The organism is Gemmata algarum, assembly GCF_034097035.1.
Taxonomy (GTDB): Bacteria; Planctomycetota; Planctomycetia; order Gemmatales; family Gemmataceae; genus Gemmata; species Gemmata algarum.
On record NZ_JAXBLV010000099.1, the window covers coordinates 62,539 to 80,071 of the forward strand.

General features: G+C 69.6%; 15 protein-coding genes. 9 read left to right on the forward strand and 6 right to left on the reverse strand.

The features are described from left to right. The first annotated feature begins 11 nt into the window (after positions 1-11). The 8 genes from R5W23_RS09015 (at position 12) to R5W23_RS09050 (ending at position 8,107) form a co-directional block, all read left to right on the forward strand. Positions 12-1,109 (forward strand): Gfo/Idh/MocA family protein, encoded by a 1,098-nt coding sequence (locus R5W23_RS09015; protein ID WP_320686050.1) that lies wholly within the window; start codon positions 12-14, stop codon positions 1,107-1,109. Further along, the gene (locus tag R5W23_RS09020; protein WP_261186191.1) at positions 1,106-1,606 is read left to right on the forward strand and encodes a hypothetical protein; all 501 of its coding nucleotides are present in this window, start codon (positions 1,106-1,108) and stop codon (positions 1,604-1,606) included. The genes R5W23_RS09015 and R5W23_RS09020 overlap by 4 nt, the downstream gene beginning before the upstream one ends. A 54-nt stretch (positions 1,607-1,660) precedes the next feature. Then, positions 1,661-2,881: a deoxyguanosinetriphosphate triphosphohydrolase gene (locus R5W23_RS09025; protein WP_261186190.1), complete on the forward strand. Its 1,221-nt coding sequence runs from the start codon at positions 1,661-1,663 to the stop codon at positions 2,879-2,881. 121 nt (positions 2,882-3,002) lie between these two features. Continuing rightward, positions 3,003-4,178 (forward strand): PIN/TRAM domain-containing protein, encoded by a 1,176-nt coding sequence (locus R5W23_RS09030; RefSeq protein WP_320686051.1) that lies wholly within the window; start codon positions 3,003-3,005, stop codon positions 4,176-4,178. A gap of 70 nt (positions 4,179-4,248) precedes the next feature. Beyond that, on the forward strand, positions 4,249-5,022 hold the full coding sequence (locus R5W23_RS09035) for a tetratricopeptide repeat protein (RefSeq protein WP_320686052.1): 774 nt from the start codon (positions 4,249-4,251) through the stop codon (positions 5,020-5,022). A 99-nt stretch (positions 5,023-5,121) separates the two neighbouring features. Beyond that, complete coding sequence (locus R5W23_RS09040) at positions 5,122-6,060, forward strand: cation diffusion facilitator family transporter (RefSeq protein ID WP_261186186.1); 939 nt, start codon at positions 5,122-5,124, stop codon at positions 6,058-6,060. Then, entirely contained in the window at positions 6,057-6,968 is a 912-nt protein-coding gene (locus R5W23_RS09045; protein ID WP_320686053.1) for a metal ABC transporter permease, read from the forward strand. The genes R5W23_RS09040 and R5W23_RS09045 overlap by 4 nt, the downstream gene beginning before the upstream one ends. Positions 6,969-7,003: 35 nt before the next feature. Next, complete coding sequence (locus R5W23_RS09050) at positions 7,004-8,107, forward strand: metal ABC transporter permease (RefSeq protein WP_320686054.1); 1,104 nt, start codon at positions 7,004-7,006, stop codon at positions 8,105-8,107. 404 nt (positions 8,108-8,511) lie between these two features. On the opposite strand, the gene R5W23_RS09055 is transcribed toward R5W23_RS09050, so the two are convergent. The 3 genes from R5W23_RS09055 to R5W23_RS09065 form a co-directional block, all read right to left on the reverse strand. After that, a complete protein-coding gene (locus R5W23_RS09055; RefSeq protein WP_320686055.1) occupies positions 8,512-9,300 on the reverse strand; it encodes a hypothetical protein in 789 nt (262 codons plus the stop codon). A gap of 198 nt (positions 9,301-9,498) precedes the next feature. After that, positions 9,499-11,781, reverse strand: a complete 2,283-nt coding sequence (locus tag R5W23_RS09060; protein WP_320686056.1) for a methyl-accepting chemotaxis protein — start codon at positions 11,779-11,781, stop codon at positions 9,499-9,501. 57 nt (positions 11,782-11,838) lie between these two features. After that, the gene (locus R5W23_RS09065; protein WP_010046938.1) at positions 11,839-12,324 is read right to left on the reverse strand and encodes a chemotaxis protein CheW; all 486 of its coding nucleotides are present in this window, start codon (positions 12,322-12,324) and stop codon (positions 11,839-11,841) included. A 120-nt stretch (positions 12,325-12,444) separates the two neighbouring features. Between R5W23_RS09065 and R5W23_RS09070 the strand changes: the two genes are divergently transcribed. Continuing rightward, positions 12,445-13,404 carry a transporter gene (locus R5W23_RS09070; RefSeq protein ID WP_320686057.1) on the forward strand — a complete coding sequence of 320 codons (960 nt, stop codon included), beginning with the start codon at positions 12,445-12,447 and terminating at the stop codon, positions 13,402-13,404. A 41-nt stretch (positions 13,405-13,445) separates the two neighbouring features. On the opposite strand, the gene R5W23_RS09075 is transcribed toward R5W23_RS09070, so the two are convergent. From R5W23_RS09075 to R5W23_RS09085, 3 genes are read right to left on the reverse strand one after another with little or no spacing between them, the layout of a single operon-like run. Continuing rightward, positions 13,446-16,679: a chemotaxis protein CheA gene (locus R5W23_RS09075; protein WP_320686058.1), complete on the reverse strand. Its 3,234-nt coding sequence runs from the start codon at positions 16,677-16,679 to the stop codon at positions 13,446-13,448. 17 nt (positions 16,680-16,696) lie between these two features. Continuing rightward, positions 16,697-17,062: a response regulator gene (locus R5W23_RS09080; RefSeq protein ID WP_261186178.1), complete on the reverse strand. Its 366-nt coding sequence runs from the start codon at positions 17,060-17,062 to the stop codon at positions 16,697-16,699. Positions 17,063-17,097: 35 nt separating this feature from the next. Beyond that, complete coding sequence (locus R5W23_RS09085) at positions 17,098-17,412, reverse strand: STAS domain-containing protein (protein WP_261186177.1); 315 nt, start codon at positions 17,410-17,412, stop codon at positions 17,098-17,100. Positions 17,413-17,533 lie beyond the last annotated feature (121 nt).

Below are 17,533 nucleotides of genomic sequence, written 5' to 3' on the forward strand. Positions count from 1 at the left end.
TGCGGTGAGCCATGCCCCCTCTTCGAGTCGCCCTGATCGGTTGCGGAAAAGTCGCGGGCATCCACGCCGCGGCCCTCAAGACGATTCCCGAAGCGGAGTTCGTTGCCGCCTGCGATGTGAGCCCCGACCGTGCCGGGGCATTTGCCGAGAAGTACGGCGTTCGGCCGTTTACCGACCTCGGCTCAATGCTCCGCGACGCCCGCCCGGACGCCGTTATCATCGGGACGCCGCACCCGCTCCACGCGGAGACCGCGATCCGTGCCGCGGAAGCGGGCGCGCACGTGCTGGTCGAAAAGCCACTGGCCGCGAGCCTCGCCGACTGCGACGCGATGCTGGCTGCGGCACGCCAGAGCGGCGTGACGCTCGGCACGATCAGCCAGCGGCGGTTCTACGAACCCGTTCAGCGCATGAAGCGCGCGATCGACGCCGGCAAAATCGGCGCGCCGGCGCTGGGCGTGTTCATTCAGTACAGTTGGCGCGACGCGGCGTACTACCTCTCCGACCCGTGGCGCGGCAAATGGGACACGGAAGGCGGCGGGGTGCTCGTCAACCAGTCGCCGCACCAACTCGACATTCTTTTGTGGCTGATGGGGCCGGCGGCGGAGGTAACGGGGTATTGGGCGAACCTCAACCACCCGACCGTAGAAGTGGACGACACCGCGGTGGCGTCGATCCGGTTCCGGAACGGCGGGGTCGGTTCGGTCATCACCAGTCTGGCACAGAAGCCGGGCATTTACACGAAGGTTCACATCCACGGCACAAGCGGCGCGTCGGTCGGGGTGGAAACCGATCGCGGGGCGACGTTCATTGCCGGTGTATCGGCGATCGCGGAACCGCCGCTGACCGATCTGTGGACGGTCCCCGGCGAAGAGGGGTTACTGACGGCTTTCCGGGCGGAAGACCGCGAACGGTTTGCGAGTGTGAACGCAACGGTTCATTACCACGCGCTCCAGATTCGCGACTTCGTTCTGGCGGTGCGCGAGGGGCGACCGCCGCTCGTGACCGGCGAAGCCGGGCGTGCCGTGGTAGAACTGTTCAGCGCGATTTACCAGTCCAGCCGCGAGCGCCGGGCGGTGACGCTGCCCGTTCCGATCGAGGGCGCGCGATGAACGCTCCGACCCCGTACCCGAAGCCGGTGCCCCTTTCACGGGCCGACGCGCTTGCGCTGCTCGCCGACCCAACTCCGGACGTGCCCGGGACGTTCCTGGCCTTCGTCATGATTGCCGTGGAGCCGCGTATCGGCGAGTGGCGGTTCGCGGGTGCCGCCCGGTCGCTCGCCGGCGCGTTCGCGCGGTGGGTCGAGTTCTACGAGTCGTTTGGCGCGACGCCTGCTGAGGCCCTGGACGGTATCGCAGGTGCCATCAGACAAGAGGGGCTTGAGGTTTGGCCCCGGCTCACGGACGGCTGGTCCGGTGGGCCGGACATCGGCGCGGTCGTGCACCGCGTTGTCTTCTTCGGCGAGGGCGGGGCGCCTTACGACGATTTCGGTCTTTGCATTGTCGAGGTCGGACCGGACGGCGGGGAACTGTTCTTGACCCGTGCGCCCGAGACGCACCGCCCGACCGAATGGGACGAATCCAACGACGGCGCCGGTGAAGACGGCTGACGCGAGTGCTCGCCACGATAGCCCATACGCGGGGCATGTGGTATCCTGGCGGTAATGTCTTCTCCGATCACCACCGACGACTGGCTCACGTTCGAGGACGACTGGCTCGCCCCTTACGCGATGCCCTCGCGGGCCAGCCGGGGCCGCCGACACCCCGAGGACGATCACCCGTTCCGTTCCCTCTACCAGCGGGACCGCGAGCGCATCGTCCACTGCACCGCGTTCCGCCGGATGACCGGCAAGACGCAGGTGCTCGTCGCGAGCGTCAACGACCACCACCGCACCCGGCTCACCCACACGCTGGAGGTGACCCAACTCGCCCGCACCGTCGCCCGGCGCCTGCGGCTGAACGAGGACCTCGCGGAGGTGATCGCGCTGGCGCACGACATCGGTCACCCCCCGTTCGGACACGCGGGCGAGGACGCGCTCGACGAGTGCCTCAAGCCGCACGGCGGGTTCGACCACAACCTGTTCGGGTTGCGCCGGGTCGATGAGTTGGAGGAGCGGTACCCGCAGTTCCCGGGGCTGAACCTGTCGTTTGAAGTGCGCGAGGCGTTCGTCCAGCACTGCGGGCGCCTCGACGCGCCGGAGTGTGCCGAGTTCCGGGGCGTGGGCGGCCCGCTGCTCGAGGCCCAGATCGCGGACGTGGTCGACTCCATCGCCTACGACACCCACGACACCGACGACGCGCTCGGGCTCGGCTTCATCACCCTCGACGAGCTGCGCCGGATCGAGTTCTGGGCGCGCGCGACCGAGCGGGTTCACGCGCACACGCCCGGCCTCTCGGACGCGCCGCTCCGCATCGCGGTGGTGCGGGAGCTGCTGGCGTGGCAGGTCGCCGACCTGCTCGAAGAGACCGCGAACCGGCTGGCGGCGGCCGACGTAAAGTGCGTGGACGACGTTCGCGCCGCGCGGGAGCCGCTCGTCGGGTTCACCCCGGACGTGCGGCGGCTCAAGGCCGGGCTGGAGCGGTTCTTGCGGAACCGCGTCTACAAGCACCATCGGGTGCTGCGGATGACCGCCAACGGGAAGCGGATCTTGGAATCGCTGTTCGCGGAGTACGTCCGGGCACCCGAATTGCTGCCCGAGAAGCACCTGCGCCGCTGGACCGGCGCCGAGGCCCTGATCGGCCCGCCCCCGCACGGGTGGGTCACAACCGCCCGCACCCGGCTCGACTGTTTGGAGCGTGTCGTCGGCGATTACCTCGCCGGCATGACCGACCGGTTCGCCCAGCTCGAATACCGGCGCCTGTTTTTGCCTTCCATCGAACTGTAAGATCAGGAGCGGAGGGCGGAAGCTCGAGAACAAGAGACAGAAAGTGCGTCCGGGTCACATTTCTGTTCACCGGTCTCGAACAGTTGCCCCCGCCCCATCGTACTCTGTCCTCTGGTTACACATGCTGCTCTTGCTCCTCCGCATCGCGTACGCCGTCCTCGTCGTCGGGATGGCGGCCCTGTCGTCCGCTTTTCTCGTCGAAGAAAAGAACGTGCCCGGCGCGATCGTCGCGCCGCTCGCGGTGCTCGCGGTCAGCGGCGTCGTGCTGCTCACCGACGTGCGCGAGCGGCAGAAGCAGATCACCACCATCTCCGCGGTGTACTTCGGGCTGCTCCTCGGGCTGCTCCTCGGGTACCTGTTCTCCATCGCCCTGGTCCCGGTGCTGGCGTCCACGTTCGGCGAAGGGTCGCCGCTCATCCTGCTCGGCCGGGTGCTGCTCACGGTGGTGTGCTGCTATGTGACGATTTCAACGTTTTTGCAGACGAAGGACGAGTTTCGGTTCATTATCCCTTATGTCGAATTTTCCAAACAGGTGAAGGGCGGCCGGCCGCTTGTGCTGGACACCAGCGTAATCATTGATGGCCGCATCGCGGACGTGTGCGATACTCGACTGATCGACACGCGGCTCATCGTGCCGCGGTTCGTGCTGCAAGAGCTCCAGGCCATCGCCGACAGCTCCGACAAGATGAAGCGGAACCGCGGGCGCCGCGGGCTGGACGTGCTGAAGCGGCTACAGGGCAACCAGAAGGTTGACTTGCAGATGCACGACGGGAACGTGCCGGAGCTGCGGACGGGCGAGCGCATCAAGGTGGACGAGCGGCTGGTGATCCTGGCGAAGGCGCTCAACGCCCGCGTCGTTACCAACGACTTCAACCTTAACAAGGTGGCGCAGCTCCAGGGCGTGGACGTCATCAACCTGAACGAGATCGCCAACGCGCTGAAAACGGTTGCGATCCCGGGCGAGTACATGCAGGTGCGGGTGGTGAAGGCGGGGGACCAGATCGGCCAGGGCGTCGGGTACCTCGACGACGGCACGATGGTGGTGATCGAGCAGGGGCGGGCGCTGATCGGCCAAGAGATCGCGATCGTGGTGACCAGCGTGCTGAACACCGCGGCGGGGCGAATGATCTTCGGCCGTCCGGATCAGCGGTTGAGCGGGTCGCACACGCCGTACCCGGGCGGCTCCACGTTCCCGGGCTCGTCCAACCCGGGCTCGTCCAACCCGGGCTCGTCCAACCCGGGCGACTCCCGGATCGGTCCCGCGCCGCAAGAGCCGCCGCGGGGCGAGCAGAAATGAGGGCCGATGGCGAGGCGTGAGGCGCCCCCTCACCCTCCCTCGCCCAACGCCGAACTGAGGGGGGACACACATGCGAGCGACCCTGCTGGGGCTGATCGGTGCGGGTGCGGCGGCGGCCGGGTGGGCCGCCGCGGACCAGCCGAGCAAGCCGCTCACCGAGCCCGGGAAAGCGGCCGCCCCGCTCCCCCCGGGTGATCCCTCGTCCGCGGCTGCGGCCGGGGACGTGCAACTGGTCGAACGCCACATCGCCGCCCGCAAAGAGTACGAGAACAGCCTCAAATCGCTGCACGAGCACTACACCAAGGTCGGCGACAAGCAGCGGCTCATGTGGGCCGAGCGCGAGCTGATGTCCTACCACTTGATGTGGAAGCCGTCGTACAACCTCGAGGTCAAGGACGTTCCGCCCGCGACCCTGGAAGCCCGGGTGAACGTGCGCGAGGCGAACGAGCTGTACAAGACCGCGATGGAGTACAAGGGGCGCGGGATCGGCGACGAGTACGTGCTCAACATGCGCCGCGCCGAGCTGTTGCTGCGTGAGGTCATCGACAAGTACCCCAACTCGGACAAGATCGGGGACGTGGCGTACCAGCTCGGGGACATTTACGAGAGCCGGGCGTACAAGCAGTACGACCGCGCCGCCAAGTACTTCGAGCGCTCGTTCCAGTGGGTCCGGGGGGCACGGACCGACGCCCGGTTGCGCGCGGCGCTGCTCTACGACCGGCAGTTGAACGAGCGGACGAAGGCCGTGGACCTGTACCGGGCGGTAGTCGAGCACGACACCAACCCCGATCACATCAAGCAGGCCGAGAAGCGCATCGGCGAGCTGACGGGGCGGAACAAATGAGCGCCCCGGTCGGACCGCTCCAGGTCGCGAAGCCGGGGCCGCCCCTACAATAGCGGGCGGTGGCGCGTTCGTGACCTTCCGACCCGAGACAGTGAGCGAATGGAACCCCTCGCACGGCTCCGCTGGCCGGTAGTCCTTTCGATTGCCGCGGCCGTTGCCACTATCGCAATGAAGGGGGCGGCCTACGCGCTGACCGGCTCCGTGGGGCTGCTCACCGACGCACTCGAGTCGGTGGTGAACCTGTTGGCCGCCGTCACCGCGTACTTCGCGCTGTGGTACGCCTCCCGCCCCGCGGACCCGTCCCACACGTACGGGCACGAGAAGATCGAGTTCCTGTCCAGTGGGCTCGAAGGCGTGTTGATCGTCGTGGCCGGTGCGGGCGCGGCCGGGTACGGCGTTTGGCGGCTCGTCTTTCCCGAACCGCTCGCCGCCCTGGAGCTCGGCAGCGCGCTGGCCCTCGCGGCCTCCGCTGTGAACTTCGCGGTCGCACGGGTGCTGCTCCATTACGGGCGCCTCCACAAGTCGATCGTGCTGGAGGCCGACGGGCAGCACCTCATGGCCGACGTGTGGACGTCCGCCGGAGTGCTGATCGGTCTCGCGCTCGTGTACTTCACGGGGCTCACGTTCTTCGACTCGCTCCTCGCGATCGTGATGGGCGGGCACATCACCTGGATCGGCCTGGGGCTGATCCGCCGGTCGTTCGACGGGCTCATGGACCACGCGATCCCGGAGGACGAGCGGGCTCGGGTGCGCGAGCTGATCCGTAACAACCTGCCCGAAGGAGCGACGTTCCACCTCCTGCGCACGCGGCTGTCCGGCGCGCGGCGGTTCATCGAATTTCACCTGCTCGTGGACGGCGACCTCTCGGTGCGAGCCGGTCACCACCTGGCGACCGAACTCGAAGCGGTGCTGACGGGCGCGATCCCGGAGCTGGCGGTCACGATCCACGTTGAACCGGTGGACGAGCAGGCCTCGTGGGAGCCCGAGTACATCCAGCGCCTGGGGGAGGATTCGGCGCCGCCGACGCAAAACCCATGACCGCGGACCAACTGCTCGACCAACTGAACACCTCGGCATTGTGGGTGCCGGCCGCCGGCACCGCGGCGCTCGGCCTGACCGCCGGCGCCGTGGGGTCGTTCGCGGTGCTGCGCCGGCAGAGCCTCCAGGGGGACGCGGTGGCGCACGCGGCTCTCCCGGGCGTCGCGGCCGCATTCCTGCTCGGCGGGCGGGCGCCACTCGCGCTCGTCGCGGGCGGGGCCGCGGCGGGGTGGCTCGCGATGCTGATCGTCGCGCAGATCACGAAGCGCTCGCGGGTGCCGTTCGATTCGGCTCTGGCGGGCGTGCTCGCCGTCTTCTTCGGGCTGGGGCTGGTGCTGTTCACCTACATCCAGCGCAACGTGCGCGGCGCGGCACTCACGCCGCTCGAACGCTACCTGTTCGGGCAGGCAGCGCTGATCGGGGTGCCGGACATGTGGCTCATCAGCGGGTTCGGGCTCGCCGCGTTAGCCCTCCTCGCGCTGTTCTGGAAGCAGTTCAAGGTGGTCAGCTTCGACCCCGCGTTCGCGACCGGCCTCGGCGTGCCGGTCCGGGCGGTGGAGCTGCTGCTCACCACGCTCACCGTGGTTGCGGTGGTGACCGGGCTGAAGGCAGTCGGCGTCGTACTCATGACCGCGCTGCTGATCGCGCCGTGTGTGGCCGCTCGGCAGTGGAGCGACAACCTGGGCCGGGTGGTGGTACTCGCGGGCCTCTTCGGGGCGATGGCCGGCGCGGGCGGAACGGTCGCGAGTCACCTGCTCAGCTACCAGTTCCCGAAGACGGGCTCCGTGCCCACCGGGCCGACCATCGTGCTGTGCGCCACGGCCCTCGTGCTCCTGTCGCTTCTGCTCGGGGCGGCCCGTGAGCGGGTCCGGAAGCGGCTCCGGCCCCGGGCGACTCCGGCCGTTTAATGCCGGTTCCGAGCGTCGCTCCTTCGGCGGTTGCCATGAACTCCGTTGTCGAACTGAGCTTGGTGCTGGCAGTGGTCGCGGCGGCGTGCGCGCTGCCGGGCACGTTCCTGGTGCTGCGCCGCGGGGCCATGACCAGCGACGCGATCGGGCACGTGCTGCTGTTCGGGATCGTGCTGGCGTACTTCGCAGTGCGCGACCTCGACTCGCCGTGGCTGCTGTTCGGTGCCGCGGCCTCCGGGGTGCTCGCGGTGGTGCTGGTCGAAGTGCTCGAAAAGAGCGGGCGCGTGAAGGCGGACGCCGCCCTCGGGTTGGTGTTCGCGGCGCTGTTCGCCGCGGGCGTGCTGATGGTGAGCGTGAGCGTGAAGAACGTTCACCTGGACGTCGATCAGGTGCTACTCGGGCAACCAGAGGCGGCCCGGGACCCGCGCTGGGAGGCGTTCGGCGCCGCGGTCCCGCCCGTGTGGATTCTGGGCGCGGTGCTCGCGCTGAACCTGCTGCTCGTGACACTGTTTTTCAAGGAGCTGAAGCTCACCACGTTCGATCCCGGGCTCGCGGCGTCGCTCGGGTTCCGGCCGGCGGTGGTCCACTACGCGCTGATGGTCGTGGTGTCGGTCACCGCGGTGGCCGCGTTCGACGCGGTCGGCCCGGTGCTGGTGGTGGGATTCTTTGTCGTGCCGGCCGCCGCCGCGTTTCTGCTAACAGACCGGCTCGCGGTGATGTTAGCGCTTGCGGCGCTGTTCGGGGTGGTCGCGGCGTTCGTCGGCACGTTCGCCGCCGACGCGCTCAACACGACCACGGCCGGCGCGGTGGCGGTGGCGCTGGGGGTGCTGTTCGCGGCGGTGCTTCTGGCGGCGCCCGGGCGCGGCCTGGCCGCACAAGCGGTGCAGCGGCTCCGGCAGAAGCGCGCGTTCCACGAACTGATGCTGACGGTTCACCTCGCCCAGCACGAGGGCACGCCCGAGGAAGCCGAGGAGTCTCGCGCGGCGAGCCTGCACGCGCACCTGCACTGGAGCCCGCAGCGAACGGCCGCGGTGGTGGCGCGGGCGACGCGGAACGGGTTCGTGGTGCGCACCGGTGAGGGGCTCAAACTCACCGACACCGGTCGGGCGAAGGTGCGAGAGGTGTTGGGCGGGAAGTGAGAACCCGACTTTGGTCGCGGCGGAAGGCTGGTACCGCTTGCGGGACACCGGCCCTTCGTGCGAAGCGGTGGCGGTGCAGGCCAAATGCCCCAGCCGCGTGAAACGACTCAGGCTGGCGCAGTTGTGAGTGTCCGTTTTTGGCTGATGCCTTTGTGGCACCGACATTGCCGTCTGTGCGGCGCGAGAAGGGCGCACAGACGGGAATGTCGGTACCACATCTGAACTGCGTTCGGTAAGGCGTAAGTGCGATTTGTTTTTGAATGGTTTTGTGTGACTGCGTCTCGCGGGGCGTGGCGATCTCGCGTTCGGGGGCTCAGAAGTCCGCGAACCTGTCGTCGGCCCCGAGCGCGTCCAGCTCGTGCTCGCCGCTCGCGTGCCGCGCCACTCTTGGCCGGCTTGCGGGCTCAATCGGGAGCCGTCGTCGGTACGGGCTTGCGACGCGAAAAGAGCGGGTAGCCGGGGATCGTGAACTCGATGACCGCACCGTAAGGGGTTCCGCTGTGCGGGACGGGTAACTGTGCCCCGAGCGAGAGTTGCCACTTGTTCGGGAAGATGAACACCCCGCCGACGACGATCGTGCTGATGTCGCGGTTGCCGGTGATGCAGTCGGCCTGGAAGTGGAAGCGGTCCTTAACGATCGGAATTTCGACCCCGAGCAGCACCCCAAACCGGTCGCCGGGGCCGGCGTAGGCGACGTTCGCGTAGTACGCCCCGACGTACACTTTTGCCCGTTCGTCCGGCAGCGAGAAGCCGTTGATGACCCAGGTAAAATTCTGGAACCGCACGTCGCGGGACCGACGGGCCGGGTTCAACCCGGCCTGGGTGCCGACGCCGATCGACCAGACGTCGTCGAGCACATCGAAGCCCTTCTGTGCGTTGAGAAGGAGGTCGGGATTGACCTGCCGCCGCTCGCCCGGGGCCGGCGGGCGAATGTTCTCGTACAGGTTGAAGTCGAGGGCGTTGAAGCCGACCTCCCACCCGCGGCCGAGGCCGAAATCGAACGTCGTGTTGCTGGTCCCGGCCGGGCGGTTGAAGTTGAACTGCTGCTGGAAGAACACGTGCTCGCGCTCGGTGATCTGGCCGCTGGGGACGTTGAACAGGTTCTGTTGGGCCAAGGCACCCGGGGCGGTGACCGACATCGTTGCGGCGATGGCGACCGCGACGGCGATCCAGCGGACGGCAGGCGCGAGCATCACACGCAGTCTCCGGTGCCCCACTCATGTCGTATCGGCTGACCGGCCCCGCCGTCTTGAGCCGGCCGCCGCGGGTGGCGAACCCAAGCAGTGTACCCGTTTACTCAAAGAGTGGTTTGGCACATTACGGACAACGTGATTTGCCGGCCGTTACGGTGTTGCTGCGCGTGTGTGGGATCCGTTGACCGGTGCTCCCGTTCAGAAATCGGCGAACCCGTTGTCGGCCCCGCGCCCGTTCGCGGCTGGGGCGACGGCGTCATGGGGCTCCGGTCTGGTGCCCTTCTTGGCCGGCTTGCGGGCAGGGCTGGGCGTGGGCGGGTGTCCGTTGTTGCCGAGCTTGAACCGCGCAATCAGGTCGCGGAGCTGGCCGGCCTGGTTGGAGAGCGCCTGGGCGGTGGCCGACAGCTCCTCCGTCTGGGAGGCGTTCCGCTGGGTGGCGGTGTCCATCTGCGACACGGCCTTATTGACCTGTTCGATGCCCACGGACTGCTCCTTGCCCGCGGCGGCCATCTCGGTGACGATGTCGGTGACCCGCTTGACGCTGGTGACGATCTCGGCCAGCGTGTCCCCGGACCGGTTGACCAGCTCGGTGCCCGTGTCCACTTTCTTGACGGAGTCGTGGATCAGGCTCTTGATTTCTTTCGCCGCGGTGGCGCTGCGCTGGGCCAGGTTTCGCACTTCCGTTGCTACCACCGCGAACCCGCGCCCCTGCTCGCCGACGCGGGCGGCTTCGACGGCGGCATTGAGGGCGAGCAGGTTCGTCTGGAACGCGATCTCGTCGATCGTCGTGATGATCTCCTCGATCTTCTTGGACGCCCCGTTGATCTCGCTCATGGCCCCGACCGCGCCGCTCACCACCAGCCCGCCCCGCTCGGCCACCTCGCGCGAGCCGTCGGCCAACTGGCGCGCCTGCTGGGCGTTGTCGGCGTTGCGCTGCACCGTGGCGGTGATCTCTTCGAGGCTGCTGGCCGTCTCTTCGAGGCTGCTGGCCTGCTCCTGGGCCCCCGAGGAGATCTCCTCGCTCGCGCCGGACAGTTGGTCGGACGCATCGGCCAACTGCTCGGACACCTTCCGCACGCCCTCCAGAGCCGTGCGCACGCTCACGACCGCTTGATTCAGCGAGCGAGCCATCTGCCCCACGTGGTCGGTCCCCAGGTCCGGGATCGACACCGTGAAGTCGCCCGCCGCCAGCGCGTCCACCCCCAACTGGATCGCGTCCACTTTGCGCTGCAACTCGGTTGCGTCGTCTTTAATTTTCTGTTCCATGAGCTTGGCGCCGGTCACGTCGGCGGCAAACTTGACCACCTTGTAGGGCTTCCCGTCGAGCCCGAGAATCGGGTTGTAGGAGGCCTGAATCCACACCTCCTTGCCGCCCTTACCGATCCGCTTGAACTCGCGCGCGATGAACTCGCCACGGTTCAGCCGCGCCCACAGCTCGCGGTACTCGGGGCCGTTCGCCTCCGCCGGCTTCATAAACATGCTGTGGTGCCGCCCCTGGATCTCCGGCAGTCGGTAGCCGACGGCCCCCAGGAAGTTCTCGTTGGCCGAAACGATGGTGCCGTCGAGCTTGAACTCGATCACCGCCATCGCCTTACCCACCGCCGCGATTTGGCCCGCGAAGTCGGCGTTCTGCTCCCGCTGGACCCCGACCGCCGCCCAGCTCAGCTTGTCTTGCTTCAGCGCAGTCTGGATCCCGGTAACCGTGGCGTTCAGCGCCTTGCCCAGACGCCCGAACTCGTCCTCCGACGTGACGACGGCCTTGCGGGTGAGGTCGCCGGACGCGACCGCCTCCAGCACCTGTACGGCCGCGTCGAGCGGGCGCACGATCTGCGCGCGGAAGAACACGCCGAGCCCGACGGCCGCGACGGCCGCGCCCCCGATGGCCAGGAGCGTGGTGGCCCGGGCGGACTCGTACTTGGCGCGGGCCGCCGTCGCTTCCTGGTTGGCTGTTTCGTTCTGAAGGTCGATCAAGGCGCCCAGCGCCGCGCTCGCCTGGTTCGTTTGCTCCGTGGACGCGAGGGCCAGCCTCTCGGCTTCGTCGACGCGGCCGGCGCTCAGAGCCGCCATCGTGGCCTCGTGGTCCTTGCGGAACCGCTCCAACAGCGGAAGGAACTCGCCCCAGAGGCGCTTCTCCCGGTCCGTCATCGGCTGCGCTTCGTACCGCTTGGCGGTGTCCCGGATGACGTCCCAAGCGGTCGCCTGGGCCGCCTTCGCCCGCCGGGTGTCGTCCTCGTTCGGGCTGCGGGCCGTCATGACCAGGGTGCGCTCGGTGCGCTGGACGGTGCCGATGCCCTTCCCGCGCAGCTCGGTCAGAGCCGTTAGTGAGGGGAGCAGCCGGCCGTTCGTGGTTTCGACGGTGCGGTTCAGCTCGTCGGCCGACCTCAACCCGCAGAGCCCGGCGCCGGCGCCGACGAGCGCCAGTAACAGGAACGCCCCCACGAGCCGGGTGCCGATGCTGAGGGTGTTGAAGCTCTTAATCACAACACGCTCGCCGTTGGTGTCCCCCGCGCGGGCGGGGCGATGAGTGGGGCCGTCCGCTCAAGCCGTCAGCGCGGCTCCCCCGGTCGTCGCGCCCACCAGCCGATCGATGTTGAGCAGGGAGACGAGGCGCTCGCCGTTGCGGGCGATGCCGGTGAGGAACGTGGTGTCCACGCGGGACCCGAGGTCCGGCGTCGGCACCAGCTCCTTGGCGTCCACGTTGAGCACGTCGGAGACGGCGTCGACGACGAGGCCGACCACCTTGGTGCCGACGGTGACCACAATGATGACGGTGAACCGGGTGTACTCGGCCTGGTCGAGCCCGAACCGGGTGCGCAGGTCGATGATCGGGACCACGGTGCCGCGCAGGTTCATGACCCCTTTGACCTCGGGCGGGGTGTTGGGCAGCGGGGTCACTTTGGAGTACCCCTTGATCTCCTGCACGCGCAGGATCTCCAGCCCGTATTCCTCGTCCGCCAGGCAGAAGGTCAAGAATTGACCGGTATCGGCCTGGACGGCGGCGGGGTTGTGGTTTTCGTCGCTCACGTGAGGGTCTCCTTGTGCTGTTGACGGGGGCCGCGCGGGGCACCGTGGGTTCGGGCTGCGATGATCTAAATGTTAGGTCACAAAACGCCGATAATCGGTGCGGCCGAGCACGAGGTGCCGATGTACCGCGCGTTACTCACGCCCGCCCTGGCTGTGGTTCTGGCGTGCGGGTGCGTCGCGCGGAACCACGGCGCCCCCGGCGAGGCGCCGCCGAAAGCCCTATTCGAGTGGTCCGGCCGCGAGCCCGAAAGCGGCTCCGAACCCGCGGACCGGTCGGGCGCCGAGCCCCCGATCACCACCGAGCGCCCGGACTTCACCAACTCCAGCCGCACCGTCGGGCGCGGGCGCGTGCAACTGGAGAGCGGGTACACGTTCACTACCGCCCGTGATCCCGTCGCCCGGGTCAGCTCGCACTCGTTCCCCGAGGCCCTGCTCCGGGTCGGGCTGCTGGCCGATTGGTTCGAGATCCAGGTCGGCCAGAGCGCCCTGAGTACCCGTTCCGCCGGTGCCGATGGGGTCGCCCGCGCCATCGGCTTCCAGGACCAGGGCGCCCTGAGCACTGGGGCCGCCGGTGCCGATGGGGGCGTCCGCGCCGCCGGCTTCCAGGACCTGTACTTGGCAACCAAGTTCGCCCTCACGGAGGGCTCCGGCTGGCGCCCGGAAACCGCGGTCACCTTGCAAATGACCGTCCCCACCGGGCGGCGGGAGCTGAGCGGCCGGCACCCGCTGCCGGGGCTGCTGTACCTCTACTCGTGGGAGCTGATCCCCGATCTGGTGTCGCTCGGCGGGACCACCGCCGCGGTCGCGGCGGTGGACGACACCGGGGGCACGTACGTCCAGCTCGCGCAATCGCTGTCGGTGGGGTACACTCTGACCGAGCGGCTCGGGGCGTTCACCGAGTGCTTCGTGCTCGCGCCGGCCGGGGCCGACACCCCACGGGCCGGCCCGCAGTATTACTTCGACAGCGGGCTCCTGTACCGGGTGACGCCGAACTTCCAGGTCGATGCCCGGTTCGGGTTCGGCCTGAACCGCCGGGCGGACGACGTCTTCGCCGGCGTCGGGTTCGCGGTGCGGTACTGACGGGCGGCCCCGGCGCGGGCGTCGGGGGCGCCCGCGGCCGGTCACACGGCGGCCGGCGCCAACATCGGTTCCGCGGCCCCGGCGCCTTGGGCGTGCAACTGGGCCAGCCCGTGGATGTCGAGGATCATCGCGACCCGGCCGTCGCCGAGGATCGTCGCCCCGGCGAGCCCTTCGACCCGGCGGTAGTTGGCGTCCAGGCTCTTCACCACCGCCTGCATCTGCCCCAGCAGCTCGTCCACCAGGATCGCGTGCTTCTTGCCCTGGTCCTCGACCAGCACCACCAGCCCCCGGCCCGGGTCCTCGACCCGGGCGGAGCGGCCGAACAGCTGGTGCAGCCGCAAGAGCGGCACCACCTCGCCGCGCACCGTCACCGCCTCGCCGTGCCCCGCGACCCGCCGCAGGTCCGCGGGGTGCGGGCGGAACGACTCGACCACCGACAGCAGCGGCAGCACGTACACGTCGTCGCCGAGCGCGACCATCAGCCCGTCCATGATGGCCAGCGTGAGCGGCAGCCGGATGGTGAACGTGGTCCCCTTGCCGGCCTGGGTGCGGATCAGGATGTTGCCCTGGAGGGCCTCCACGTTCCGCCGCACCACGTCCATCCCGACCCCGCGCCCGGACACGTCGGTGACGGCCTTGGCGGTGGAGAACCCGGGCTCGAAGATGAGGGCGTAGATCTCGGGGTCCGTGAGCCGCTGGCCCTCGGCGATGATGGCCTTCTCGACCGCCTTCTTCAGGATCCGCTCGCGGTCCAGCCCCTTGCCGTCGTCGGTCAGCTCGATGAACACGCTGCCGCCCTGGTGGTACGCGCGGAGCTCGACGTGGCCCTCCCGCGTCTTGCCCACCGTGGTCCGCTCGTCCGGCTCCTCCAGCCCGTGGTCGACGGCGTTGCGGACCATGTGCATGAGCGGGTCGCCGAGCTGGTCCACCACCGTCTTGTCGAGCTCCGTCTCCTCCCCGTGGAGCTCCAGCTCCACGGGCTTGTTCATCTTGCGGGACAGGTCCCGCACCAGCCGGGCCATCTTCTGGAACGTGCCCTGGAGCGGCACCATCCGCAGGGACAGGCTCAGCTCCTGGAGGTCCCGCGAGATCTTCGCCAGCTCGGGCAGGGCCAGCGAGCCCACGCCCGACCCGTTGGACATCTCGTCGAACTCCTGCTGGGCCATCGACTGTGCGATGACCAGCTCGCCGATGGTGTTGATGAGCTTGTCGAGCCGGTCCTTGTCGACCCGCACCGTTTCCTTCTCGGCGATGCGCCGCAGGCCGGTGCCCTCGGCCGCCGGTTCGGCCTTTTCCGCCTTCGGCTGCGGGGCCGGGGGGTGTTCGGGCTTTTCCGCCTTCGCGACCGGGGCCGCGACCGGCTCCGGCGCGACCGGGGCCGCGACCGGGGCCGCCGGGGCGATCGGGGCCGCGGACTTGGGGGCCGCCCGGGGCGGGGCCTCGGTCGCGCCGCTGGCGGCGACCCGCAGCTCCGCGACCAGGGCCGGCAGCGCCGGGTCCTCCGCGAGCCGCCCGCCTTCGGTGCTCCAGGCGCGGATGAACTGCACCTGGCGCTTGAGCGCGTCGGTGCTGGCGAACACCAGGTCCATCGGCTTGCCCTGGAGCCGCACCTTGCCGTCGCGGGCCAAGTTGAGCAGGTTCTCGGCCTCGTGGGCCAGCATCTGCACCGCGGCCAGCCCGAGCATGCTGGACACGCCCTTGATGGTGTGGAACCCGCGGTACACCGCGTTCAGCGCGTTCGCGTTGGTCGGGTCGCCGTCGATGACCAGCAGGTTCCGGTCGGCCGTTTCCAGGTGCTCGGACGCCTCCTGGCAGAAGTCGCCGATCATCGGGCCGTTCTCGAGCAGCAGCGACTGCCCCGGGGCGCGGGGCATCTCCACCGGCGGCGGCGGCAGGTCGCAGTAGCTGGAGGCGGGGTGCGGCGCCGTCGCCGCTTTGGCGCAGAACTGCACCGTCTCGGCGCCGAGCTGGTCCGGCGTCAGGGCCCCGGCCTCGACCAAGCACTCCCCGATCGGCGGGGCCTGGCGCTCCTGGGCCAGTACGAGCCGCCCGAGGTCGTTCTCGGACAGGTACCCGAGCCGCACGGCGGCGCTGCCGAACCCCTCGTCGGACCCCATGTGGGAGAGCATCCCCTTGAGGTTCTCGACGGTCACCAGCCCGGCCTCGACCGCCACGCGGCCGAGGGTCGGACGGGCCTCGTGCTGGCGGGCCAGCGCGTCGAGCGCCTGCGGCGGGGTGACGGTGCCGCGCTCGACCAGGAAGGTGACGAACCGGATCGGGTCCGGGACCGGGAGCTTGCGCTCGAACGAGGCGACCCACGTGGCGGCCGGCTGGCGCTGGGCCGGGGCCTGTGCCTGGGGCTTCGGCTTCGGCGGCGGGGCCGCCGCCTGGGGCTCGGCCTTGGGCGGCTCGGCCTTGGGCGCCGGGCTTTGCACGGCCGAGTCGCCCGGGGCCGGGCCGGGCGGTGCCACCTGGACGGTGGCGGTGACCAGCGCCGGCGCGAACGCGAACACGTCGCGGATCGCCTCCGGCGGCTGTGCGGTGGTCAGGCGCACCGTCCACGAGAGGTAGCACCGCTCGGGGTCCAGTTCGGCGAGCGTCGGCAGCCCCTTGGTGTTCACCTCGACCCGCTCGACGGTTCCCAGGGCGGCGATCTCGCGCAGCAGCCCCAGGGGGTCCAGGCCCGAGCGCATCGCTTCCGGGTGGGGCACCACGGAGACCGCGTACGTCACCGCGGCGGCGCCCGCCGCCGCGGCCGGCGGCTGGGGCTGGGCTTGCGGCTGGGGCTGGGCTTGCGGCTGGGGCGGTGCCGCGGCCGGCTTGGGCGCGCCGGCCTGCGACTGGAGCGCGGTCAAGTTCTGGGGGGCCGCCCACCACGACTTGGCGCCCGTCGAGGACCCGGCGTCGGCGGTGAGCCGGCCGAGCAGCTCCTCGACCCCCGGGGGCGGGGCCTCAGCGGCCCGGGCGGCCGACACCAGCCGGCCGAGCGTGTCGGTGGCCTCGAGCAGCAGGTCCAGCACCCGCCGGGGGATCTTGCCCCCGCCCCGGAACCGCTCGAGGAACCCCTCGAGGCCGTGGGTGAACTTGGCGATGTGCGGGAGCCCGACCGCGTCCGCCCCGCCCTTGACCGAGTGGGCGGCCCGGAACGCGGCGTCCACCGCCGTGGGGTCGTGGGGCCCGGATTCGAGCCGCAGCAGCGCCCCCTCAAGGGCGCTCACGTGCTCGACGGCCTCGTCGAAAAAGGTGCGCAAGTAGCGCTCGGGATCGAGTTGCATGGCGTCTGCCGTTCGTGTCAGGGCATTAACCGCTTAACCACCTGGACCAGCCGCACCGGGTCGAACGGCTTGGTCACCCAGCCGGTCGCGCCCGCCGCCTTCCCCTGCTCCTTGCGCGACGTCTCGGACTCCGTCGTCAGCACCAGGATGGGGGTGAACCGGAACTCGGGTTTGGCCCGGAGCCGCTCGATCAGCACCAGCCCGCCCATCACCGGCATGTTGAAGTCGGTGATGACCAGGTGGACCGTGCGCCCCGCGACCTTCGCGAGCGCGTCGGACCCGTTGACCCCTTCGAGAACCGCGTACCCGGCGCCGCGAAGCGTGTCGCCCACCATCTGCCGCATGGTGGGGGAGTCGTCCACGATCAGGATGGTCTTGTTCATCGTTCCTCGGTCCCGGGTTCTCGGGATAGGGCCGGTCAGGCGGCGGGCTGTCCGGCCAGTCCGGCCAGCCGTAAGTACTCTGTGATCGGGCCGGGGACCCCCCCGACGACGAGCTGCCGGCCCGCGCGCCGCACCTCGCGGCTCAGGCACAACAGCACCTGGATCGCGGCCGCGTCGAGGTGCTCCACCTCGTCGCACCGCACCGCCACGTTGGTCCCGCGGGCGAGCGCCTCGCGGGCCGCGGCGTGCAGCGGGTGGGCGTCGGCGACGGTCACCCGGCCGGCGAGCACCAGCCGCGCCCAGCCCGGGCGCTCGTCGTCGGTCACGCGAACCGGGGATGCACCGGCCATTCGTCGCTCTCCACTCGGCAATGCGTCCGGAAGGCTCCCGACGCTCACTCCGCTTATCGAGCGGTTCGGGCCGAATTTGCGGGCACACAGAACTTCGCGCCGCGGCCGATGGTTCCGTTGC